Below are 17,674 nucleotides of genomic sequence, written 5' to 3'. Positions count from 1 at the left end.
ATGCAGGTTGGCGTGCACGAGTGCCGCGAACATCCAGAAGTTTACGTGCAAGGGGATTTTCGGCTCGTACCAAAATGGCAACACCCAAGCGCCATCGCTGTGCACGGCAATGTGCTTAGTCGGTCTTCACAGCTCCGGGCGCTGCGGCGTTTTCCGGTCCTTCGGCAAGCCACGCGTTGATGCCGGACGCCGGAATGAGCCGCCTCGGAAGGTGGGGATTGATCGTGCCCGCAAAGACAGCGAGGCCCTCGTCGAGTTTCGCGCGCGCGAACAGCTTTGCGTCGTACTCCGTCACAAATGTCCTTGTCTCGCGAGGACTCCGCTGTCTCGGCAGGATGCCCCGCTTCTGCACTTCAAAGGTGACATACCAGATCGGGATCATCGCGCACACCAGCTTCTCACAAACCACACAGAGGCCGTTGTCGTGCGACCGTGATCGCGGCGCTTGATTCAGATCAAGTCGGCTGCTTGACGAGTTGATGCGGCGATCGAAACGTTGGGCAAAGCTGCTGCAGGAGGATCGGGCACGGCGGACAAATCGCTCCATCCGGCTGCGGGCTGCGCGCCGGTTGACCCGTCGGGCAAACGAGGAGCACGATGGCATCATCGGCTTCAACGACATCCAGTTCGCGACCACCTCCATTCTATGGGGCTGCGAGGGGCGGTACGATACCGTCTCCGGCCTGGATCGGCGTCGTGATGCAGGGCCGACCATCTCCATGTGCAAGGAACCCGGCGCCGGGCTGAGAGTTCCTCCCCAAAGGCCTTTCAGCTTAACCAAGCGCGCGCCTTGTTAACCGAGCGCCTTGGAAGTCGCGTAGGGGCGGTGGCGCCCTTTTCAAAGCGTCAGGGGGTTCAATGAGCAGTCCATCCGGCACTGTTGCAGACGGTGCGCCCCGAGAGGCGCCCAGAATATCGACCGGCAGCGCCGGCCTGGACGACATCCTGGGAGGCGGGTTCGACGCCAACCGGATGTATCTCTACGAGGGGCGGCCCGGCACGGGCAAGACCACCATCGCACTCCAGTTCCTGCTCAGAGGTGTGCGGGACGGAGAGCGCGTGCTCTACATTTCGCTGTCCGAAACCGAGCGCGAGTTGGACCTCGTGGCGCGGCGGCACGGCTGGTCGCTGGACGGCATCGACATCTTCGAACTGGTCCCACCGGAGACGACGCTCGATCCGGAGCGCGAGCTCACGGTGTTTCATCCCGCCGAAATGGAGCTGGGCGAGACGACCGGTCTGATCTTCAAGGAGGTCGAGCGGATCAATCCTACCCGCGTGGTGCTCGACAGCCTGTCCGAGCTGCGCCTGCTTGCCCAGAACCCGCTTCGCTACAGGCGGCAGGTGCTGGCGCTGAAGCATTTTTTCACCAACCGCAATTGCACGGTGGTCCTGCTCGACGATCTCTCGTCATCTCAGGACGATTTGCAGCTCCATTCCATTGCGCACGGCGTGGTGATGCTCGAACAGCTCGCGATCGAATACGGCGCCGAGCGACGCCGGCTCCGCGTGATCAAGATGCGCGGCATCCGGTTTCGCGGCGGCTTCCACGATTTCACGATCGAGCAAGGCGGCTTGCGGATATTTCCCCGCCTGGTGGCGGCCGAACATCACAAGGCCTTTATCGGCGAGTTCACCCCCAGCGGCAACGCCGAGCTCGACCAGCTCCTGGGAGGAGGTCTCGAGCGCGGCACCAACGCACTGCTCATCGGGGCCGCCGGCGTGGGCAAATCATCGGTTGCGCTCACCTATGCGATCGCGGCGGCCGAACGTGGCGAGCACGCGGTGTTCTTCGCGTTCGATGAAGGCCGCGGCACGATCGAAGCGCGCGCCCGGACACTCGGTCTGCATCTGCAAAAACACATCGATTCGGGGCATGTCCGGTTTCAGCAGATCGATCCCGCCGAGCTGTCGCCGGGTGAGTTCGCCGCAAACGTGCGAAAGAGCGTCGAGACCGACAATGCCCGCCTCGTCATCATCGACAGCCTGAACGGCTATCTGGCAGCGATGCCCGACGAGCGCTTTCTCATCCTGCAAATGCACGAACTCTTGAGCTATCTGGGGCAGCAGGGCGTGCTGACCATCCTGGTCCTCGCCCAGCATGGCCTCGTCGGTCCGATGGATACGCCGCTCGACATCAGCTATCTCAGCGATTCGGTGCTCATGCTGCGCTATTTCGAGGTCGGTGGAACGGTGCGGCGCGCTCTGTCCGTCGTCAAGAAGCGCAGCGGCCGACACGAGCATACTATCCGGGAATTCCGGCTCAGCAGCGCCGGCATCACGCTCGGTCCGCCCCTGAGGGAGTTCAACGGCATCTTTTCCGGCAATCCGCGTTATACTGGGGAATCTACGCCCGAAGGGTCGGTTGAATGAGCGTTGAGCGAGATCACCATGTTCTCGTCTTTGCTCCGATCGGGCGCGACGGACTTGCCTCCGTCGAGCTGTTCCGGAGTTCGCACCTGGAAGCGACCAGCTGCCGCAGTCTCCCCGAACTCGTCAGCGAGATGACGGCCGGCGTCGGCGCCATTTTCCTTGCCGAGGAAGCGCTGTTCGGGAAAGACACGTCGCCGCTGGCACAATGGATCGAGAGCCAGCCGCCCTGGTCAGATCTGCCCTTCGTTGTCCTGACCAGCCATCGCGAGCAGCCGGCCGTCCTCGCCTGGCGCCGCAGCATTGTCGCGCTTCTCCGCAACGTTTCGCTGCTCGAGCGGCCGGTTCAGCCAATGACGCTGACCAGCGCCATTCAATCGGCCCTGCGCGCACGGCGGCGGCAATATGAAATCCGGGCCCTGCTCGCGGCGCGCGAACAGGCGGCTCAGGAGCTCGAGACGCTGGTGGTCGAGCGCACGCGGGCCCTCGCGGAAGCCAATGAGCAGTTGCGCCTGGAAATGAACGAGCGCGCGCGGGTCGAGGAGACACTTCGGCAAGCCCAGAAGATCGAAGCCATCGGACAGCTGACCGGCGGGGTTGCGCACGACTTCAACAATCTGCTGATGGTGATCTCCGGCGGCCTCGACATGCTCGACCGCCAGACCGATCCGGCCCGTCGCCGCCGGCTCATGGACGGGATGGTCCAGGCCGCCCAGCGCGGGGCCAGCCTGACCAAGCAGCTTCTAGCGTTCTCCCGCCGGCAGACGCTCCGGCCCGAGCCCGTCGACGTCGCCTCGCAGATGGGCGGCATGCGCGAACTGCTCGATCGAAGCCTGAGAGGTGACGTCCATGTCGAGTTCGATTTTCCGGACACGCTCTGGCCGGTGGAGGTCGATCCCGGCGAGCTCGAGCTCGTGATCCTCAATCTCGCCGTCAACGCCCGCGACGCCATGCCCAATGGCGGCACGATTCTGGTGCGCGGGGAAAATCTGCCCGATCTGAATGACAAGCAGATCGCCGGAGACTACGTGCGCCTGTCCGTGGTCGATACCGGCGTCGGCATGGGCCCGGAGATCCTGTCACGCGTTTTCGAACCATTCTTCACGACCAAGGAGGTCGGAAAGGGCTCGGGGCTCGGGCTCGCCCAGGTCCATGGATTTGCGACGCAGTCACGGGGGACAGTCCGCATTCGATCGGAAGTCGGCCAGGGCACCAGCATCGAGCTCTACCTGCCGCGATCGCTCAGCCTTCCCGCCAGGGACCGAGACCTCATCGATCTCAAGATGGCGCGGCCGAAAAAGAGCAATCATGGCCGAATCCTTCTGGTCGAAGACGACGACGAGGTTGCCGCATTGGTGAGCGAGATGCTGGACCAGCTCGGTTACGAGGTCACGCGCGCTGCGAGCGGCGCGGCCGCGCTCGGCGCCCTGGCCGACGGCCGCGCCGTCGACCTCATCTTTTCCGATATCATGATGCCCGGCGGCATGAACGGGGTCGAGCTGGCGCGGGAGATCAGGAGAAGGCGAAGCGACATACCCGTGCTTCTGACCAGCGGATACTCCGAAGCCGCAGTTCACGACGCCGAACTGGCGGGTCTGCAGATTCTGCCGAAACCCTATCATATCGACGAGCTGGCCGCGGCGCTCAGCGCGGCGAAGTCAGAATCCGGGCTCGACACGGAGTCCAAGCGGTTCAGCCGGCGCTGACGTCGTGCGGTGTCGCATCGCGAAAGCGATCGACGAACGGCCTTCAAGGCGGCAATCTGTTTCCATGAATCGCTTCAGCACCGACAGGTTGACCGCCGAAAAGCTGTGCGAGGATCACCTCGCCGATCTCGTCGCGCTGCATCTCGATGCCCAGGTGTCCCGCTATCTCGGCGGCGTGCGCTCGGCCGAGGTGACGAAGACCTATCTCGCGACAAACATGGCCCATTGGGACCGGCACGGCTTCGGACTGTTTGTGCTGCACAAAGACGGATGCTTCGCCGGGCGGGCGGGGATCCGGCATATCCTCGTCGATGGCGTGGACGAGATCGAGATTGCCTACGCGTTCAAACGCGAATTCTGGGGTCGGGGCCTTGCGAGCGAGATCGCGACGGCGCTAACCGAGATCGGGCTGTCACAACTCGCGCTGCCGTCCCTCATCGGCCTTGTCTTTGTCGGACATGGCGCATCCCGCCGCGTGCTGGAGAAGTCGAGCTACATACTCGAGAAGAGCACGACGCATCACGGTGAAGCCGTCGTGATCTACCGCATCCGACGGTGAGAGGCTGAACGCTCAGCCGGTGCGGAGCCGGACAATTGATTGCGGCAACGAGGCGAGAAACAACACCACGCAAACACACAGCAGGACGATGTCCTTGAACAGGAACTCGCCGGCCAAATTCCACGCCATCGGATCGGTTGACAGGCTCCATGTGACGACGCCCGGCGTCGTGAAGAAGAACGACCACGTGACCGCAAAGGTCACCACGCCCATGAATGAACCCAGCGCCGACAAGACCGGACTGAAGCTGCCTGCCACGAGCAGCGCCGCAATCACGAATTCGGTGACACCGAGAAAGTAGGCCTCTCCCCTCAGGCCGAACACCGACAGCCAGGAGATGATCGGACTGTTGCTGATGAACTGGGCGATGCCCTGTGCGGATTGCAGCGTGAACTTCTGCATTCCAAACGATACGAAAATGATCACCATGACCCAGCGGAGAATGGCGAGCGGACGATAAGAGCCTCCACCATTCTCAGCGATGTTGAAACCTTGCATGTGACGATTTCTCCCCGGATTGCGCGTGCATCTGTTGGCGAACGAAAACGTTCGCTATGGGCTGTACGGAGGGGAGCGTCAGTCGTTACATGCGCGGTGGGGTTCCCTTGTTCACAGGTATGTGCGCTGGACCGCAGCACGATCGTCGGTGAGCCGGGCTTTGCCGCAGCAGCCTCACGGCTCCAGCGTGTAGGAGCGCCCGGGCTCGAGCACGTCTCGAGCACGTAGATGGTCAGGAAGCGGAGCGGTCGTTCCGGGTCGCAATTGCGAAACAGGGTGTGTGGAAGATCCGCCCGGTCCTGCAACGTCTCGCCCGCCCGGTATTGCCGTGGCTCGTCGCTGCCATAGGCGGATTCGGCGACACCTTCGACGATGTAGATCGCGCCCGCGACGGGATGCCGGTGAAGCGGCGCGACGCCGCCGGGCGGATAGGTAACCTCGACGACCAAGAGCTCCTGATGATTGCCCGGCAGGGGAAGACGTTCGAGAATCTTGAGCGTGACACCGGCAAACCCTGCTTGCGGGGCGCTTGCCTGACCGTCGATATCTTCGTCCATGGGGCACCTGTCTCGTCGAGGATTGAGCCGTCGCCGCCGCGCCTAATCGCGGCGAATGACGATGGGATGCTGCGCGCAAGGCAACAAAATGGCCGATCTCCGGTTCATTCGGTGCCGCAGATAGCGCCGCGACGAGGCAACATCAGCTCGTAGGGTGGGTAGAGCGGAGCGAAACCCATCACGCCTCGGCAGGCCTGGACTCAATGATGGGTTTCGCTGCGCTCTACAGGCCGCGAGCTACCGCTCGCCCGGCCACATCGCCATGGCCGCGTTCGCTACGCCTCTCAAGTCCTCAGGCGTGGCGCCGTCCTTGGCCTGGATCGCCATGCCCTGAAAGACACTCAGATAGAAACGGCTCAGCGCATCGACGTCGGTTGCGGCGGGCAGCTCGCCGCTGCCGACCGCGCCTTCGATCCGCGCACGCAGATTGCCGAGCATGTCGAGCCGGACCTTCCTGATCGCGCGGGCGATTGTGGCCGGCCATTCGTCGCTGACGGCGCCCAGCACGGCCATGCAGCCGGCCGGCGCCGTGCGGGATTTCGGCAGGGTCTCAGTCGCCCCGATCAGCAGGTTTTCGATGCCGGCCCGCGCGGTCTTTCCTTCCGCGAGCTTGTCCCACACCGGAGGCCCCTGGGTCAGGACGTAATGCTCGATCGCAGCGAGATAGAGCGCTTCCTTGCTTTCGAAGGCCGCATAGAGGCTCGGAGAGCGGACGCCCATGGCGTCGCAGAGGTCGTGCATCGAGGCCGCCTCGAAACCCTTGCGCCAAAACAGGAACATGGCGGCTTCGAGGGCTGCATCTCGGTCGAATTCCCTGGGTCGTCCGGCCATCGCTTCCTTTCTGTAATGATCAACACATAATTGACTTGACGCGACCGATCAAGACTCCACATATTCTGTGTCGATCGTTACAGAATTGGAGAGATCAGATGACGCTGGCAGGAAAACGGGCCCTGGTGACGGGCGCAAGCAGGGGTATCGGTGCAGCCATAGCAAAAGCGTTGGCTGCAGAAGGCGCTGACGTTGCAATCACTTACGAGAAGTCGGCAGACAGCGCCGCGAAGGTCGTGGACGCCATCAAGGCAGGCGGGCGCAAGGCCGTGGCGATCCAGGCCGACAGCGCCGATGTCGCCGCCGTTCAGGCTTCGATCGACAAAACCGTCAAGGAGTTGGGCGGGCTCGATATCCTGGTCAACAATGCCGGCATTCTGCGATTGGGCGGCCTCAACGACATCTCGCTCGCCGACATCGATGCGCTGCTGAACGTCAATGTCCGTTCGCCGCTGATCGCGAGCAAGGCCGCGCTGCGCCACCTTGGCAAAGGCGGCCGCATCATCACCATCGGCAGCTATTTCGCCGACCGCGTGCCTGCGCCGGTGCTCGGCGTGTACGCGGCGTCGAAGTCGGCGCTTGCAGCGTTCACGAAGGCGCTGGCGCGGGAGCTCGGCCCCAGGGACGTCACGGTCAACCTGGTGCAGCCGGGATCGATCGACACCGACATGAACCCGGCAAGCGGCCCGACCGCGGAGACGCTGAAACAGTTCATGGCACTGGGCCGGTATGGTGCGACCGATGACATCGCGAACGCCGTGGCATTCCTGGCGAGTGCGAAGGCAAAATACATCACCGGGTCGACGTTGACCGTCGACGGCGGCGCGAACGCGTAACCATTCGAGCACGAATGGTCGGGCCGAAAATTGGTCCGGCCATTACCTGCATTTCACTGCGATGATCGGAACAAAAGAAAACCGGCGGATAGCAGTTCCATTGCGGCTGCGATGAGGCTGGACCTGAACAGCCATTCAAGAAAGTTTCTTGCCCGTTCCTGCAACAGGCGATGGTGGCGGTCGTTGACCCGCGACGGACGCAAACCAAGGAGGAACAGATGAAGAAGCTGACTTACGCTCTCGCAGCGCTAGCGACGCTTGCAATCGGTACCCCCACCATCGCCAATGCGGCCGGCTTCGGCGTCTATGTCGGCGGCGACAGGGACTATTATGACGGCCCCCGCGCGCGCATCTACGAGCATGACCGCGGCTGGCACCGTGGCTGGTACCAACACGACCGCGACTACGACCGCGGCGTCGTGATCCGTCGTTATCATCATTGGGACGATTAGGGCGAGCCAGCACGATCGAACAAGGAGGCCCCGCTTCAGCGGGGCCTTTTTGTGTTTTGCGTTGGACGCAACGAAGAGGCCGCCCAGCGCGGCGGCCTCTTCGCCGACATCAGATCACTTTGCGCGGCCTATCAAATCGCTCGTTCAGCTACTTCGTGTACCCCTGGCTCGTACACCACCACATGGCGTCAGCCCCGGTCGAGCCATGCTCGATGACGTATTTTCGGCACGCTTCGTAGTTGACGGCATAACGCTTGGCACACGGGACCGGGGAAATGGTGCCGGCACTGAAGGAGCATTTGTATTGCGCGTTGGCTGTCGGCACTGAAAGGGTTGTGACAGCGAGCCCGACGACGAGGAACGCGAAGGTCTTCATGGCTATCTCTCCCGAATTCAGGAATAGCGAATGCTATCCCTGGTGGTATGATAGCATACTTTCGACCGCGCCAGGAGGTAGCGCGCTGCAACAGCCATCCCTTCCGACACACTCAGCCGCGCAGCGTGGATGAAGCGAAGCGTAATCCGGGTGTTCTTGCGCGGAAACGGCGGTCCCGGATTGCACTGCGCTTCGTCCGGGCCACGGCGTCCTACCTGAAATACCCCAGCACGAGATCGATATCCGAGCTGCCGGCCACCGTGCCGTTGAGCTCGGCGTCGATGACGCGGCGGCAGGCTTCGACGGCGGCGTGGTCGCCGAGATCGTTGGCGGCTTCCAGCACGAGCCACGCGGCGTCGACCGAGGCCTTGTCCGGAGCCGATCCGCCGATGTCGGCGCTGAGGACCTTGCTCTTGCGAATTGCGGTGCCGAATTGAGGCAACATGGCAAATACTCCCCTCTCGCTCAGTGCACCTGGAGCTCGGGCTGACGGCCCGTATCGGCACCCGCGCCGGTCTTGCGCGACTGGTAGAACTTCAGAACGCTGCGCGACGTCTCGATCTTGAGCTTGCCGAACTCGCGTTCGCTGTCCTGGAGCTCGCGCGCCGTGATCAGATGATCCTTGGCGCCGAGGAACAGCAGCGACATGGTCGTGTCCCACGAGAAGTCGAGCGCCTTGCACAGCACCAGGAGTATCTCGCGATTGCGGTCCATCATCGCGCGCTCGATCACGTCGACCGGAAGCGACGACAACAGCGACAGGCCGATCTGCACCTCGTCGAAACGGTGCTGGCGCGCATAGTTCGAGATCGAGTCCTGGTTGAGGTTGCCCTGGCGGTACTGCGTCGTCACCACGCGCTTGGCGACGAAGTAGCTGCGCGAGGACGGTCCGAACTTGGACTGAAGATCGCCGGTGACCTCGGTCACGGAGCTCTGGATCTGCGACATCATCTCGGGCCGCTCGCTCTCGAGGCGGCGGCGGACGTCCTCCGAGGCCTTCGCGATGAGCTGCTGGAAGATGTGGCGCGGCACGTCCTTGCGCAGGCCGAGCTGCTCGGCGAGGATCGAGTCGCCCTCGGCGCGCCGGACCATGTGCAGCAGGCCGGAGCCGGAGAAGCGCGCGCCCTCGTTTTTGGCGACGGAAGTCACGACCTCCTGGTCGCCGCGCTTGACCAGCACGTCGGTGACGGCTTCACCGATCGACTTGCGCTGGGCGATCGCGAGCAGATGCGCCTGGCCCTTGGTCATGGCGCTCTCGACCAGCATCTTCTCGTCGATACGATTGGAGTCGCGCAGCACGGGACCGGCGACGTCGATCTCGTCGTCGAGGGCGAGCTTCTCGATGACATTGAGCGGAGCGTGGTCGCAGGCCGACATCAGCTCGGAGAGCTGCGCTCGCGCGGCGACCTCGATCTCGTCGGCGAGCCGCCCGATGACCTCGCCGAACATGCTGATCTCGTCGTCGCTGTAGCGGCCTGTGATCAGGATGTCGGTCGCATGCCACAACGCCTTCGCCCGGCTCTCGTCGGTGCCACGCGCGATCGCGTCGTCCAGATCCTGTAGAAGCGATTTCGCCCCGTTCATCTCGTTCACCCCAGTTCTTGGCTAGCCGTCCCGCTTGTGCTTGCAGGGCGCCGAATTCCTCTGGGACCAACACTAGGGATCAAACGCGAGAATCCAGTAAAGTCGGCAGATCAGTTTTGCCGAGCAAAATTCGTTAAAATGCGCGGGAATGGGTTTACCGGCGCGCAGGGCTGCGCTTGCCGAACAGGCTTGTGCCACCTTGCTTCCCCGGCCATCCATGCCTTGCTGCACGAAGAACGTGGATGCCCGGGACATAGGCGAGCGAAGCGACGCCGTCCTTCGGACGGCTACGCCCGGGCATGACCAGTGCTGCGTTCACGGATTCGACGGCGTCAGCACCAGCGGCGGCTTCGGCTTGGGCTTGGCGGGCGGCGGGCCTGGCGCCGGCCTCACCTCGATCGGCGGCGGCAGCGGCGCGATCTGTTGACTCGCGAGCGGCGGGCTTGTGAGTGGAGGGCTTGGCACCGCGGGAGCTGCCTGCGGCGCCTTCGGCGTCGCCGCGGCCTTGGGTTCGACCTTGGTCTTGTGCGGCGCGCGGCGCGGATCGCGGCCGGGCATCGGCACGTCGGTCAGCGACGGCTCGGGCACCGGATCGGGCGAGACCAGCGTCGGCAGCGCCGCGGTCGCCGGCGGCGGCTCGCCGCGCTCGATCGCGTCCAGCCGGCGCGTCTCGCGATCGATCGTACGCACCGCGAGCCATGACGACAGCGGCCCGAGATCGACGGTGCGGGTGAGCTTGTCGGGAGGACCTGCCGCGAACAGCTGGATCTCCGGCGGCGCGCCCGACAGTCCGGTCATGATCGGCGTCAGGCTGGCGCGGATGTCGGCCTGGTCGGCGGGAATGTCGTAGCCGCCGGAGACGATGGCCCGCGCGTTCTTTGCTTCCAGCGGTGTCGCGCCGACGCGCAGGCGGCCGTCGCGGATCGTGAACGGGATCTGTGCCGAGGCGACCGCGATCTGACCTGCCGACAGCGCGGGCTCGACGAGCTGCCGCAGCCTGTTGTCGTCGGCAACCTGGCCGCCGTCGCTGGCGCGGATGGCGATCTCGAAGGCGCGCGGATTGAGGCCGCTGATTTCCGCGGCCTCGAGCGTCACCGTGCCATTGCCGGCGAGCGCACCGGTCAACGCCGCAACGCTGCGGCCCTGGCTGGTCAGCGCCATCTGCACCGAGGCGCGTCCCTTGGGCAACGCGAGATCGCGGTAGCGCAGCGTCGCCGCATCGACATTTCGGAGCTCGATACGCGCGTTCAGCGCAACGCCATTGGCGCCATTGCGCGCGTCGAAGCTCGCCGACATCTCACCGCCGCCGACACCCCCCTTGAGCGCGTCGAGTGCGAGCGACTGGCCGTCGCTGCGGATCGTGCCGCCGACGGGGCGCAGCTCGATGCCGTCAGGCAAGGTGCCGCGCAATGCCTGGAAGGCGATGCGGCCGCGCCAGCCACTGATGAGCCCCGCACTCAGCGGCTCGCCGGCATCATGTCCGGCGGCGCCGATGGCCATCGCGAGCGCGGGCGCGAGATCGAGCGAGTCGAGGCCGACTTCGCCATCGACGCTCTTGTCCTGATCGAGCGTCACCGAAAGATGGCCGCGCAGATGCGAGCCGGCCGCGCTGCTGTCGAGATCGTCGAAGGTCAGGCGGTTGCCGGAGAGGCCGACGCGGGAGGACAGGTTGACGCTCTGCACCGATTTGTCGGCAGGGCTGGTCCCGAACAGCGGCGCCAGATTGGCGTTGCGCACGCGCAGGTTCGCACTGCCTTTCGATGCCGGGCGGTCGAAACTGCCCTGTATGTCCGCGTCCAGGCCTCCCGAGAGCTTCGCGCTGAATTGCAGCGGTTTCTGCCAGACGCCGCTCGCAGTCCCTTCGAACTTGGTCGACACATCGCCGGCTGCAACGACGCCGTCGAGCCCAAGCAAGGCGGTCAGAGTGCTCCCGCGCTCTGCCGAGAGTTGCGCGCGCACATTCATCTCGGTGCGAGAAAGCGCGACGAGATCCATGCCGCGAAGATCGGCAAGCGACGGAGCCGCGCCGGCTTCGATCTGCCCTTTCACCCGCGGCGTCGCGAAATTGATTTGGGCGCTTGCAGAGCGACCACCCGTTACAGCCTTGCTGGAGAGGAGGTCGAAGGACAGGTCCGCACTTGCCGGACCGGAGCCGAGATCGATCGCGGAGAGACGTGCGGTCAGAGCCGGAGCAAGTGGCGCGGCAACGGACAGCATTTGCGCAAGCGATGGCGCGGTAGAATGAAGCACCAGCCTGCCCTGCAGATTGGCCCGATCAAGATTGCCGCCGCCGTCAATCGAGAGTCCTCCCGGCCGACCGAACTTCAGACGATCGAGAACGATGCTCGCCGGATCATAGTTGAGCCGGGTCTCGAACGCTTGCAGCTCCTGTCCGGCCGACATCGCGCGGCCGACATCGAGCGCAAGCTTGGCTTCCTCCGGCCATTCCCCCTGCGGCCCCGCGAGCGCGCGCACGAAGCTTGCGGCGGCATCGAGGTCGAGACGATCGGCCTTGAGCTCGGCCTCGATCCGCGAGCCCTTGCTCGCGCCGGTCTGGACGAAGGCGATGCGGCCCTCCACCGCGCCGCCCTCGATCTCGGCCTTCAGCCTGTCGACGGCGAGATGGTTGGCGGCGATGGTCACGTCGCCGGCGAGGCGCAGCGGCCGCGTGCTGCGGCGGTTGACCTCGCTGCGGCCCTGGAGCCAGGCCACCAGCGTATCGGGATCGGACGACTCCACGGCGAGACGGCCGCTGAAGCTGTCGGCGCCGGGCGTCGCACCGTTCAGCGAGAGCTGCGTCATGCCGGGCGCGCGCAGCTCGAGCCGCCGGAAGGTCCAGGACCTTCCGTCGGTCGCAAGCTCGGCCGTGATGTTCTGGAGCGGACGTCCGCCCAGCATGATCTGGTCGGAGTTGAACTCGATCTGCGCCGGCATCGGCGCCTGCGGGATCGCCGCAAGGCCTGCGCGCAGCGCCGACAGAACGCGCTGCGGCTCGGCATCGTCCTTGCCCGTCAGCTTGTCGGCATCGACCTGGCGCGCCGACAGCACCGCGCGCAGCAGCGGCGAAGCGCCGAACCTGACATCGCCGACACCGCCGAACTTGAGCGCATTGTCTTCGACGCCAAAGCTCGCGTCGATCTGATCGAATTTGGCGCCGGCCGGATCGGCCTTGAGCTTTGTCGTGAGCTTCCAGGGCGTCGGCCCCGCCTCGCCCGGCTTCTTCGGCGGCGGCACGGCAAGGATCAGCGCGCCGTCGAATTTCGGCAGACGGTTGTCGAAGGCGAGCACGCCTTCGAGATCGGCCAGAATGGCGCGCTCGCCGGGATCGATATTGAGATGGAGACGGGTGGCGCTGCCGTCGGCGCTCGGGCCGGAAGAGACACGGAACGGGTAGCGCACCCTGTTGGCCGTGAAGCTGCCGTCGCCCCGCACCGAACCAGCCAGCGAGCGGACATCGCCGGAGAAGACGATGTCGTTCAGCTCCAGGGTCGAGCGGCTGGCGGCATCATGCAGGGCGATGCGGCCGGTGAGGTTCAGCCGCTCGATGGCGAGCGAGGCGAGGTTAAACGTGCCGCTGGCGGTGGACGGCAGATCGACCCGCCCGCGCGCATCGAGGCCGAGATCGACCGCCATGCCGTTGACGGTCAGCTCGGTGGCGCGCCATTCGCCGCGCATCAGCGAGCTCAGGCTGAACTCGACGTCGAGCTTGTCGGCGCGCAGGCGGCCGAGATCGTTGTTGCCGCCGAAGGTGACCGAGCGCAGCCGCAAGGTCGGCGCCGGCAGCAGCCGCGCATCCAGCTCGCCCGCCACCCGCACCGGCACGCCGATGATGGCGCCCGCCTCCGCCTCGAACTGGGGCCTGAACTGGTTCCAGTCGATGAAGTAGGGCCCGATCAGCGCAGCGAGAAGCGCAATGATGAAGGCAATCGCCAGTCCGAGCAGCGTCGTCTGCACGGGTCTCCCCTCGGCCAAACCGGCCCGGGCCAAACCTGAGGGCCTCAGGCGCGCCGGAACAGCCCCTTATATAAGGGGAAGTGTGGCGAAGTCACAGCGACTGTTGCGCGCGGAGGTTAACGCGTCCCCCGCCTTCACCAGCTCGCCGGCAGGCGCCTGAGGCCGCGCAGCACGAAGGTCGGGCGCCATTCCGGGTTCTCGACGTCGTCGATGCGCAGATCGGGCAGCCGCCGCAACAGCGTCGCGATGGCGATTTCGGCCTCGATGCGCGCCAATTGGGCGCCCAGGCAGAAATGGATGCCGCCGCCGAACGACAGCGGCTTGACATTGGGCCGGGTGACATCGAGCCGGTCGGGCCGGTCAGGATAGACCGCCGGATCGCGGTTGGCGGAGCCGAGCAGGCAGAGCACGGTCTCGCCCTTGGGGATCTTCTTGCCGCCGAGATCGTCGATGTCCTCCAGCGCAACGCGGCCGGTCATCTGCACCGAGGAATCGTAGCGCAGGAACTCCTCGATGGCGTTGACCATCAGCTCCGGCTTCGCCTTGAGCAGCGCGAGCTGGTCCGGATTGCGATGCAGCGCCAGCAGGCCATTGCCGATCAGATTGACCGTGGTCTCGTGGCCGGCGCCGAACAGCAGGATGATGTTGGCGGTGAGCTCCTCATTGGTGAGCTTGTTGCCGTCTTCCTCGGCCTGCACCAGTTGGGTGGTGAGGTCGTCGCCGGGGTTCTTGCGACGCAGCTCGAACAGCTGCTGGAAGTACATCTGCGCCATCATGTTGCCGGCGTTGCCCTTGGCGATCTCCTCCGGCGTGAGCGGCACGGGATCGAGCAGCCGGCCGCCGTCGCGCGAGCTCTTGTAGAACGTCTCACGGTGTTCCTCGGGGATGCCGAGCATGTCGCAGATGATGGTGACAGGCAGGCGGAACGCGAAATCCTCGATCAGGTCCATGTGGCCGCGATCGATCACGGCATCGATGGCCTGGTCGACGATCTCCTGGATCCGCGGCCGCATGTCCTCGACGCGGCGGGCAGTGAACGCCTTCACCACGAGGCCGCGCAGGCGGGTGTGGTCCGGCGGATCGGCCTGCAGCATCCAGTGGCTCATGCTGCGGAACACCGGCTCGTCCATGATAGCGGGGCTGTAGCGGCGCTTGGAACGCTCGACGAAATCCTTGCCGAAGCGCTTGTCGCGCATCACGAGGCTGACGTCGGCATGGCGGCTGGTGACGAACTGGCCGAACGGCGTGACGTGGATCGGATCGATCGCGCGCAGCCGCTCATAATGCGGATAGGGGTCGCGGATGAAGTCCGGCGACAGCGGGTTGAACAGCGGTCCGCCTGCGGGTTGCACTTGCTCGTTCATGGTGACCTCAAATCGGTTGCCGCATGACACGAATACGCCGGCAGCCCCTTGCGTGCGCGACGTAACCATCCCTGGAATTTATCAACTCGATACATTGTTGTATCGAGTTGCATTCTGCCCTAACCTGCGCCGATGTCAAGGGTGAGAACCAGGCCGACCAGGGACGATACGCGCGACAAGCTGTTCGAGGCGGCCGCGCGCGTGTTCGAGGCGGACGGCATCGGCGGCGCCAGCATCGAGGCGATCGCGGCCGCGGCGGGTTTCACCCGCGGCGCGTTCTATTCGAATTTCAAGAGCAAGGACGAATTGATCATCGCCATGCTCGAGGACCATGTCGAGCAGTCGATCCGGCGCAACCTGGACATCCTCGCGCAGCACGACAATCTCGACGATTTCATCGCGGCGCTGAAGGCGATGGATCGCAGCCGGCAAGACCCGCTCGGCCGCTCGCCCCTCCTCCACATGGAGATGATCCTGTTCGTCGCGCGCGCCGAGAAGCGGCGCCCCGAGCTCGCAAAACGCCTGCGCGCCCGGCGCAAGCTGGTCGCCGACATCGTCGAGGCGACGCTGAAGGGCAACGGCAGGAACGACAATCTGAACCCGCCGTGGATGGCCTCCGTCGTGCTGGCACTGGAAGACGGCTTTCGCCTGCACCGGCTGATCGATCCGGAGACGACGCCGGCCGACAGCTTCTTGCGCGCGATCACGGATTTGAGGCGCAGGACGGGATTGTCGTCGAACTAGGGCGTGTACAAATCCGCGATGTCTGCTTCACCCCCAAGGAGCGGACATCTAGCGGACATGCCGGGTCGACCGCTTCGGGCCAACAACGGAAGTCATCCAATCATCACTCTTGCGGTGAGGACCACGGATGCGGTGGCGACCTTTTCAAAAAATACGATAGTAGAACCCGCTCACCTTCTTTAAAGACACAGACATACGAGGTGGGAGTCTTTGGCTTGTCTTCGTCTAGACGCAGCAGAAGAACATGATTTACGTCGTTGCGATCCCGAAACCAAAAGTCGCTCGCGCCCAGCTTTCGGTTTATTTCTGATTGGCCAAAATGAACGTCGTTGTAGCGAACGTAAAAGGAGGCCTTTATGATTTTGCCGGTGCTATATTGCTGATCGCCAAAATTATCTTCTACAAAGAAGCTCACTTCAGACGGATAACCGGGACCGACACGCGCAGCCACCCAAGAAATTTCCCCAACAAACCGCGCTTTGAGCCGCGAGCAGGTCTTTGTGCCCGAAGGCAATTCAAACTCTTCGCTCTCTGGCTCGGCTGGTGACCACCAGTGGGTGTAAACCGTTTGCCCGGTTTTTGGTTGAAAGGAATCCAGAGAGTCGTTCATCGCAGAGACCCTTTCAGACGGCGCGGTTAGGCAAAGAAAGACAAACAAGGCCACCCCGTACGTACGATGAGTTGAGCCCTGCGCGAAACCCGTCACCTTCGCTGCTCTGCTAAAAATCATCGATCACGTTCCCTGTTCCTTGCTCTCCACCTCTGCCACCGACTGCACTGGGGTCGCGGCGTCGGCTTTGCGCTTGGCCAGTTGCCAAAACTATGGGGCCGAATCGTAACATGGAACACAATAGAGTTTCGGAAGAATGGTCCGCTTTGGGTCAAAAGCAGCGGTAGACGCCAAGTTGGATCGGCGTCCGGTTTGCCCCTGACAGCCGACATGACACGCACTCAATCGACCTTCGGCTGAGGGCCCGATTTTGTTGCAAAAGTCAGTTGAGACGAACTGGCAAGCGTGATTCCGTTGTGTTGGCGCGAATCGCGACGAGGTCGATCCATGATGGGCCGTCTGAAGAGTGACCAAGGGCAACTGTTCTACGAGTTTCATCTCAGCGACGTGGTTCCCGAAGATCATCTGGTGCGGAAGATCGACACCGCTCTCGATCTGTCTTGGCTTCGCAGCGAACTAGCTCCTCATTATTCGTCCATGGGTCGCCCGTCGATCGATCCGGAGCTGATGATCCGGATGCTGATCGTGGGGTATGTCTTCGCGATCCGCTCGGAGCGGCTGCTCTGCCGTGAAGTGCAGGTGAACCTCGCCTATCGGTGGTTCTGCAAGCTCGGTATCGAGGATGCTATCCCGGATCATTCGGCCTTCTCGCGGGCCCGCAATGAGCGCTTCCGCGAGGGAGATGTCGTTCGTGGCGTATTCGAACATGTCGTCGAGGCGTGCATCGTGGCCGGTCTGGTTGGTGGCGAAGGTTTTGCGGTGGACGCGAGCCTGATCCAGGCAGATGCCAACAAGCAGCGCTCGATCGCGGGTCAGGATTGGCGTAGGGATCGCGATCCGGCGAGGTCAAGCCGCGCGGTGAAGGAGTATCTGGCAACCCTCGACGATACGGCGTGGGGTGCGGCCAGTGACGTTGTCCCGAAGTTCATCTCGCTGTCCGATCCCGCGGCCCAGTGGACCGGAGCTCACAAGGGACCAGCATTCTTCGCTTACTCCGACAATTATCTCATCGACGTGAAGTTCGGCGTCATCGTTGATGTTGAGGCGTCCCGCTCCATTCGCCAGGCCGAGGTCGGAGCGGCGAGGACAATGATCGAACGAACAGAGGAGCGC

The 17,674-nt window shown here is 63.9% G+C and carries 17 protein-coding genes; 7 read left to right on the top strand and 10 right to left on the bottom strand.

Going from position 1 to position 17,674, the window contains the following annotated elements:
- Positions 1-115: 115 nt before the first annotated feature.
- Positions 116-643, bottom strand: coding sequence for a hypothetical protein (locus JQ627_RS39780; protein WP_409363810.1), 528 nt, complete (start codon positions 641-643; stop codon positions 116-118).
- Positions 644-858: 215 nt separating this feature from the next.
- Between JQ627_RS39780 and JQ627_RS17470 the strand changes: the two genes are divergently transcribed.
- The 3 genes from JQ627_RS17470 to JQ627_RS17460 all read left to right on the top strand — a co-directional run bounded on the left by JQ627_RS17470 (position 859) and on the right by JQ627_RS17460 (position 4,635).
- A complete protein-coding gene (locus JQ627_RS17470; protein WP_212485399.1) occupies positions 859-2,373 on the top strand; it encodes an ATPase domain-containing protein in 1,515 nt (504 codons plus the stop codon).
- The gene (locus JQ627_RS17465; protein ID WP_212485398.1) at positions 2,370-4,076 is read left to right on the top strand and encodes a response regulator; all 1,707 of its coding nucleotides are present in this window, start codon (positions 2,370-2,372) and stop codon (positions 4,074-4,076) included. Before JQ627_RS17470 ends, JQ627_RS17465 begins: the two co-directional genes overlap by 4 nt.
- Positions 4,077-4,140: 64 nt before the next feature.
- Positions 4,141-4,635, top strand: coding sequence for a GNAT family N-acetyltransferase (locus JQ627_RS17460; RefSeq protein WP_212485397.1), 495 nt, complete (start codon positions 4,141-4,143; stop codon positions 4,633-4,635).
- Positions 4,636-4,647: 12 nt separating this feature from the next.
- On the opposite strand, the gene JQ627_RS17455 is transcribed toward JQ627_RS17460, so the two are convergent.
- The 3 genes from JQ627_RS17455 to JQ627_RS17445 form a co-directional block, all read right to left on the bottom strand.
- Positions 4,648-5,133: a YkgB family protein gene (locus JQ627_RS17455; RefSeq protein WP_212485396.1), complete on the bottom strand. Its 486-nt coding sequence runs from the start codon at positions 5,131-5,133 to the stop codon at positions 4,648-4,650.
- Positions 5,058-5,690 carry a cupin domain-containing protein gene (locus tag JQ627_RS39055; protein WP_249143152.1) on the bottom strand — a complete coding sequence of 211 codons (633 nt, stop codon included), beginning with the start codon at positions 5,688-5,690 and terminating at the stop codon, positions 5,058-5,060. Before JQ627_RS39055 ends, JQ627_RS17455 begins: the two co-directional genes overlap by 76 nt.
- Before the next feature lie 237 nt (positions 5,691-5,927).
- The gene (locus JQ627_RS17445; protein WP_212485395.1) at positions 5,928-6,521 is read right to left on the bottom strand and encodes a TetR/AcrR family transcriptional regulator; all 594 of its coding nucleotides are present in this window, start codon (positions 6,519-6,521) and stop codon (positions 5,928-5,930) included.
- A 98-nt stretch (positions 6,522-6,619) separates the two neighbouring features.
- Here JQ627_RS17445 and JQ627_RS17440 point away from each other — a divergent pair, with 98 nt between their 5' ends.
- Together JQ627_RS17440 and JQ627_RS17435 are read left to right on the top strand one after the other, a co-directional pair.
- Positions 6,620-7,357 (top strand): 3-oxoacyl-ACP reductase family protein, encoded by a 738-nt coding sequence (locus tag JQ627_RS17440; protein ID WP_212485590.1) that lies wholly within the window; start codon positions 6,620-6,622, stop codon positions 7,355-7,357.
- A gap of 218 nt (positions 7,358-7,575) precedes the next feature.
- Positions 7,576-7,809 carry a hypothetical protein gene (locus JQ627_RS17435; RefSeq protein ID WP_212485394.1) on the top strand — a complete coding sequence of 78 codons (234 nt, stop codon included), beginning with the start codon at positions 7,576-7,578 and terminating at the stop codon, positions 7,807-7,809.
- Between the two features lie 148 nt (positions 7,810-7,957).
- On the opposite strand, the gene JQ627_RS17430 is transcribed toward JQ627_RS17435, so the two are convergent.
- From JQ627_RS17430 to JQ627_RS17410, 5 genes are all read right to left on the bottom strand, one after another.
- Positions 7,958-8,185: a hypothetical protein gene (locus tag JQ627_RS17430; protein ID WP_212485393.1), complete on the bottom strand. Its 228-nt coding sequence runs from the start codon at positions 8,183-8,185 to the stop codon at positions 7,958-7,960.
- 211 nt (positions 8,186-8,396) lie between these two features.
- Positions 8,397-8,630 (bottom strand): hypothetical protein, encoded by a 234-nt coding sequence (locus tag JQ627_RS17425; protein ID WP_212485392.1) that lies wholly within the window; start codon positions 8,628-8,630, stop codon positions 8,397-8,399.
- 20 nt (positions 8,631-8,650) lie between these two features.
- Positions 8,651-9,769, bottom strand: coding sequence for a DUF2336 domain-containing protein (locus JQ627_RS17420; RefSeq protein ID WP_212485391.1), 1,119 nt, complete (start codon positions 9,767-9,769; stop codon positions 8,651-8,653).
- A 315-nt stretch (positions 9,770-10,084) separates the two neighbouring features.
- Positions 10,085-13,723 carry an AsmA-like C-terminal region-containing protein gene (locus JQ627_RS17415; RefSeq protein WP_212485390.1) on the bottom strand — a complete coding sequence of 1,213 codons (3,639 nt, stop codon included), beginning with the start codon at positions 13,721-13,723 and terminating at the stop codon, positions 10,085-10,087.
- Between the two features lie 134 nt (positions 13,724-13,857).
- Entirely contained in the window at positions 13,858-15,087 is a 1,230-nt protein-coding gene (locus JQ627_RS17410; protein ID WP_212485389.1) for a cytochrome P450, read from the bottom strand.
- Positions 15,088-15,219: 132 nt separating this feature from the next.
- Between JQ627_RS17410 and JQ627_RS17405 the strand changes: the two genes are divergently transcribed.
- Complete coding sequence (locus JQ627_RS17405; protein ID WP_212485388.1) at positions 15,220-15,831, top strand: TetR/AcrR family transcriptional regulator; 612 nt, start codon at positions 15,220-15,222, stop codon at positions 15,829-15,831.
- A gap of 103 nt (positions 15,832-15,934) precedes the next feature.
- Here the strand turns inward: JQ627_RS17405 and JQ627_RS17400 are convergent, their stop codons facing one another.
- Positions 15,935-16,441 (bottom strand): hypothetical protein, encoded by a 507-nt coding sequence (locus JQ627_RS17400; protein ID WP_212485387.1) that lies wholly within the window; start codon positions 16,439-16,441, stop codon positions 15,935-15,937.
- Between the two features lie 447 nt (positions 16,442-16,888).
- On the opposite strand from JQ627_RS17400, the gene JQ627_RS17395 reads away from it, so the two are divergent.
- Positions 16,889-17,674, top strand: a 786-nt coding sequence (locus JQ627_RS17395) for a transposase (protein ID WP_212485386.1), incomplete at its 3' end; no start/stop codon positions are given.

The sequence above is a fragment of the Bradyrhizobium liaoningense genome, from assembly GCF_018130785.1.
GTDB lineage: Bacteria > Pseudomonadota > Alphaproteobacteria > Rhizobiales > Xanthobacteraceae > Bradyrhizobium > Bradyrhizobium liaoningense_A.
This window is presented reverse-complemented; position numbering and strand designations above follow the sequence as displayed.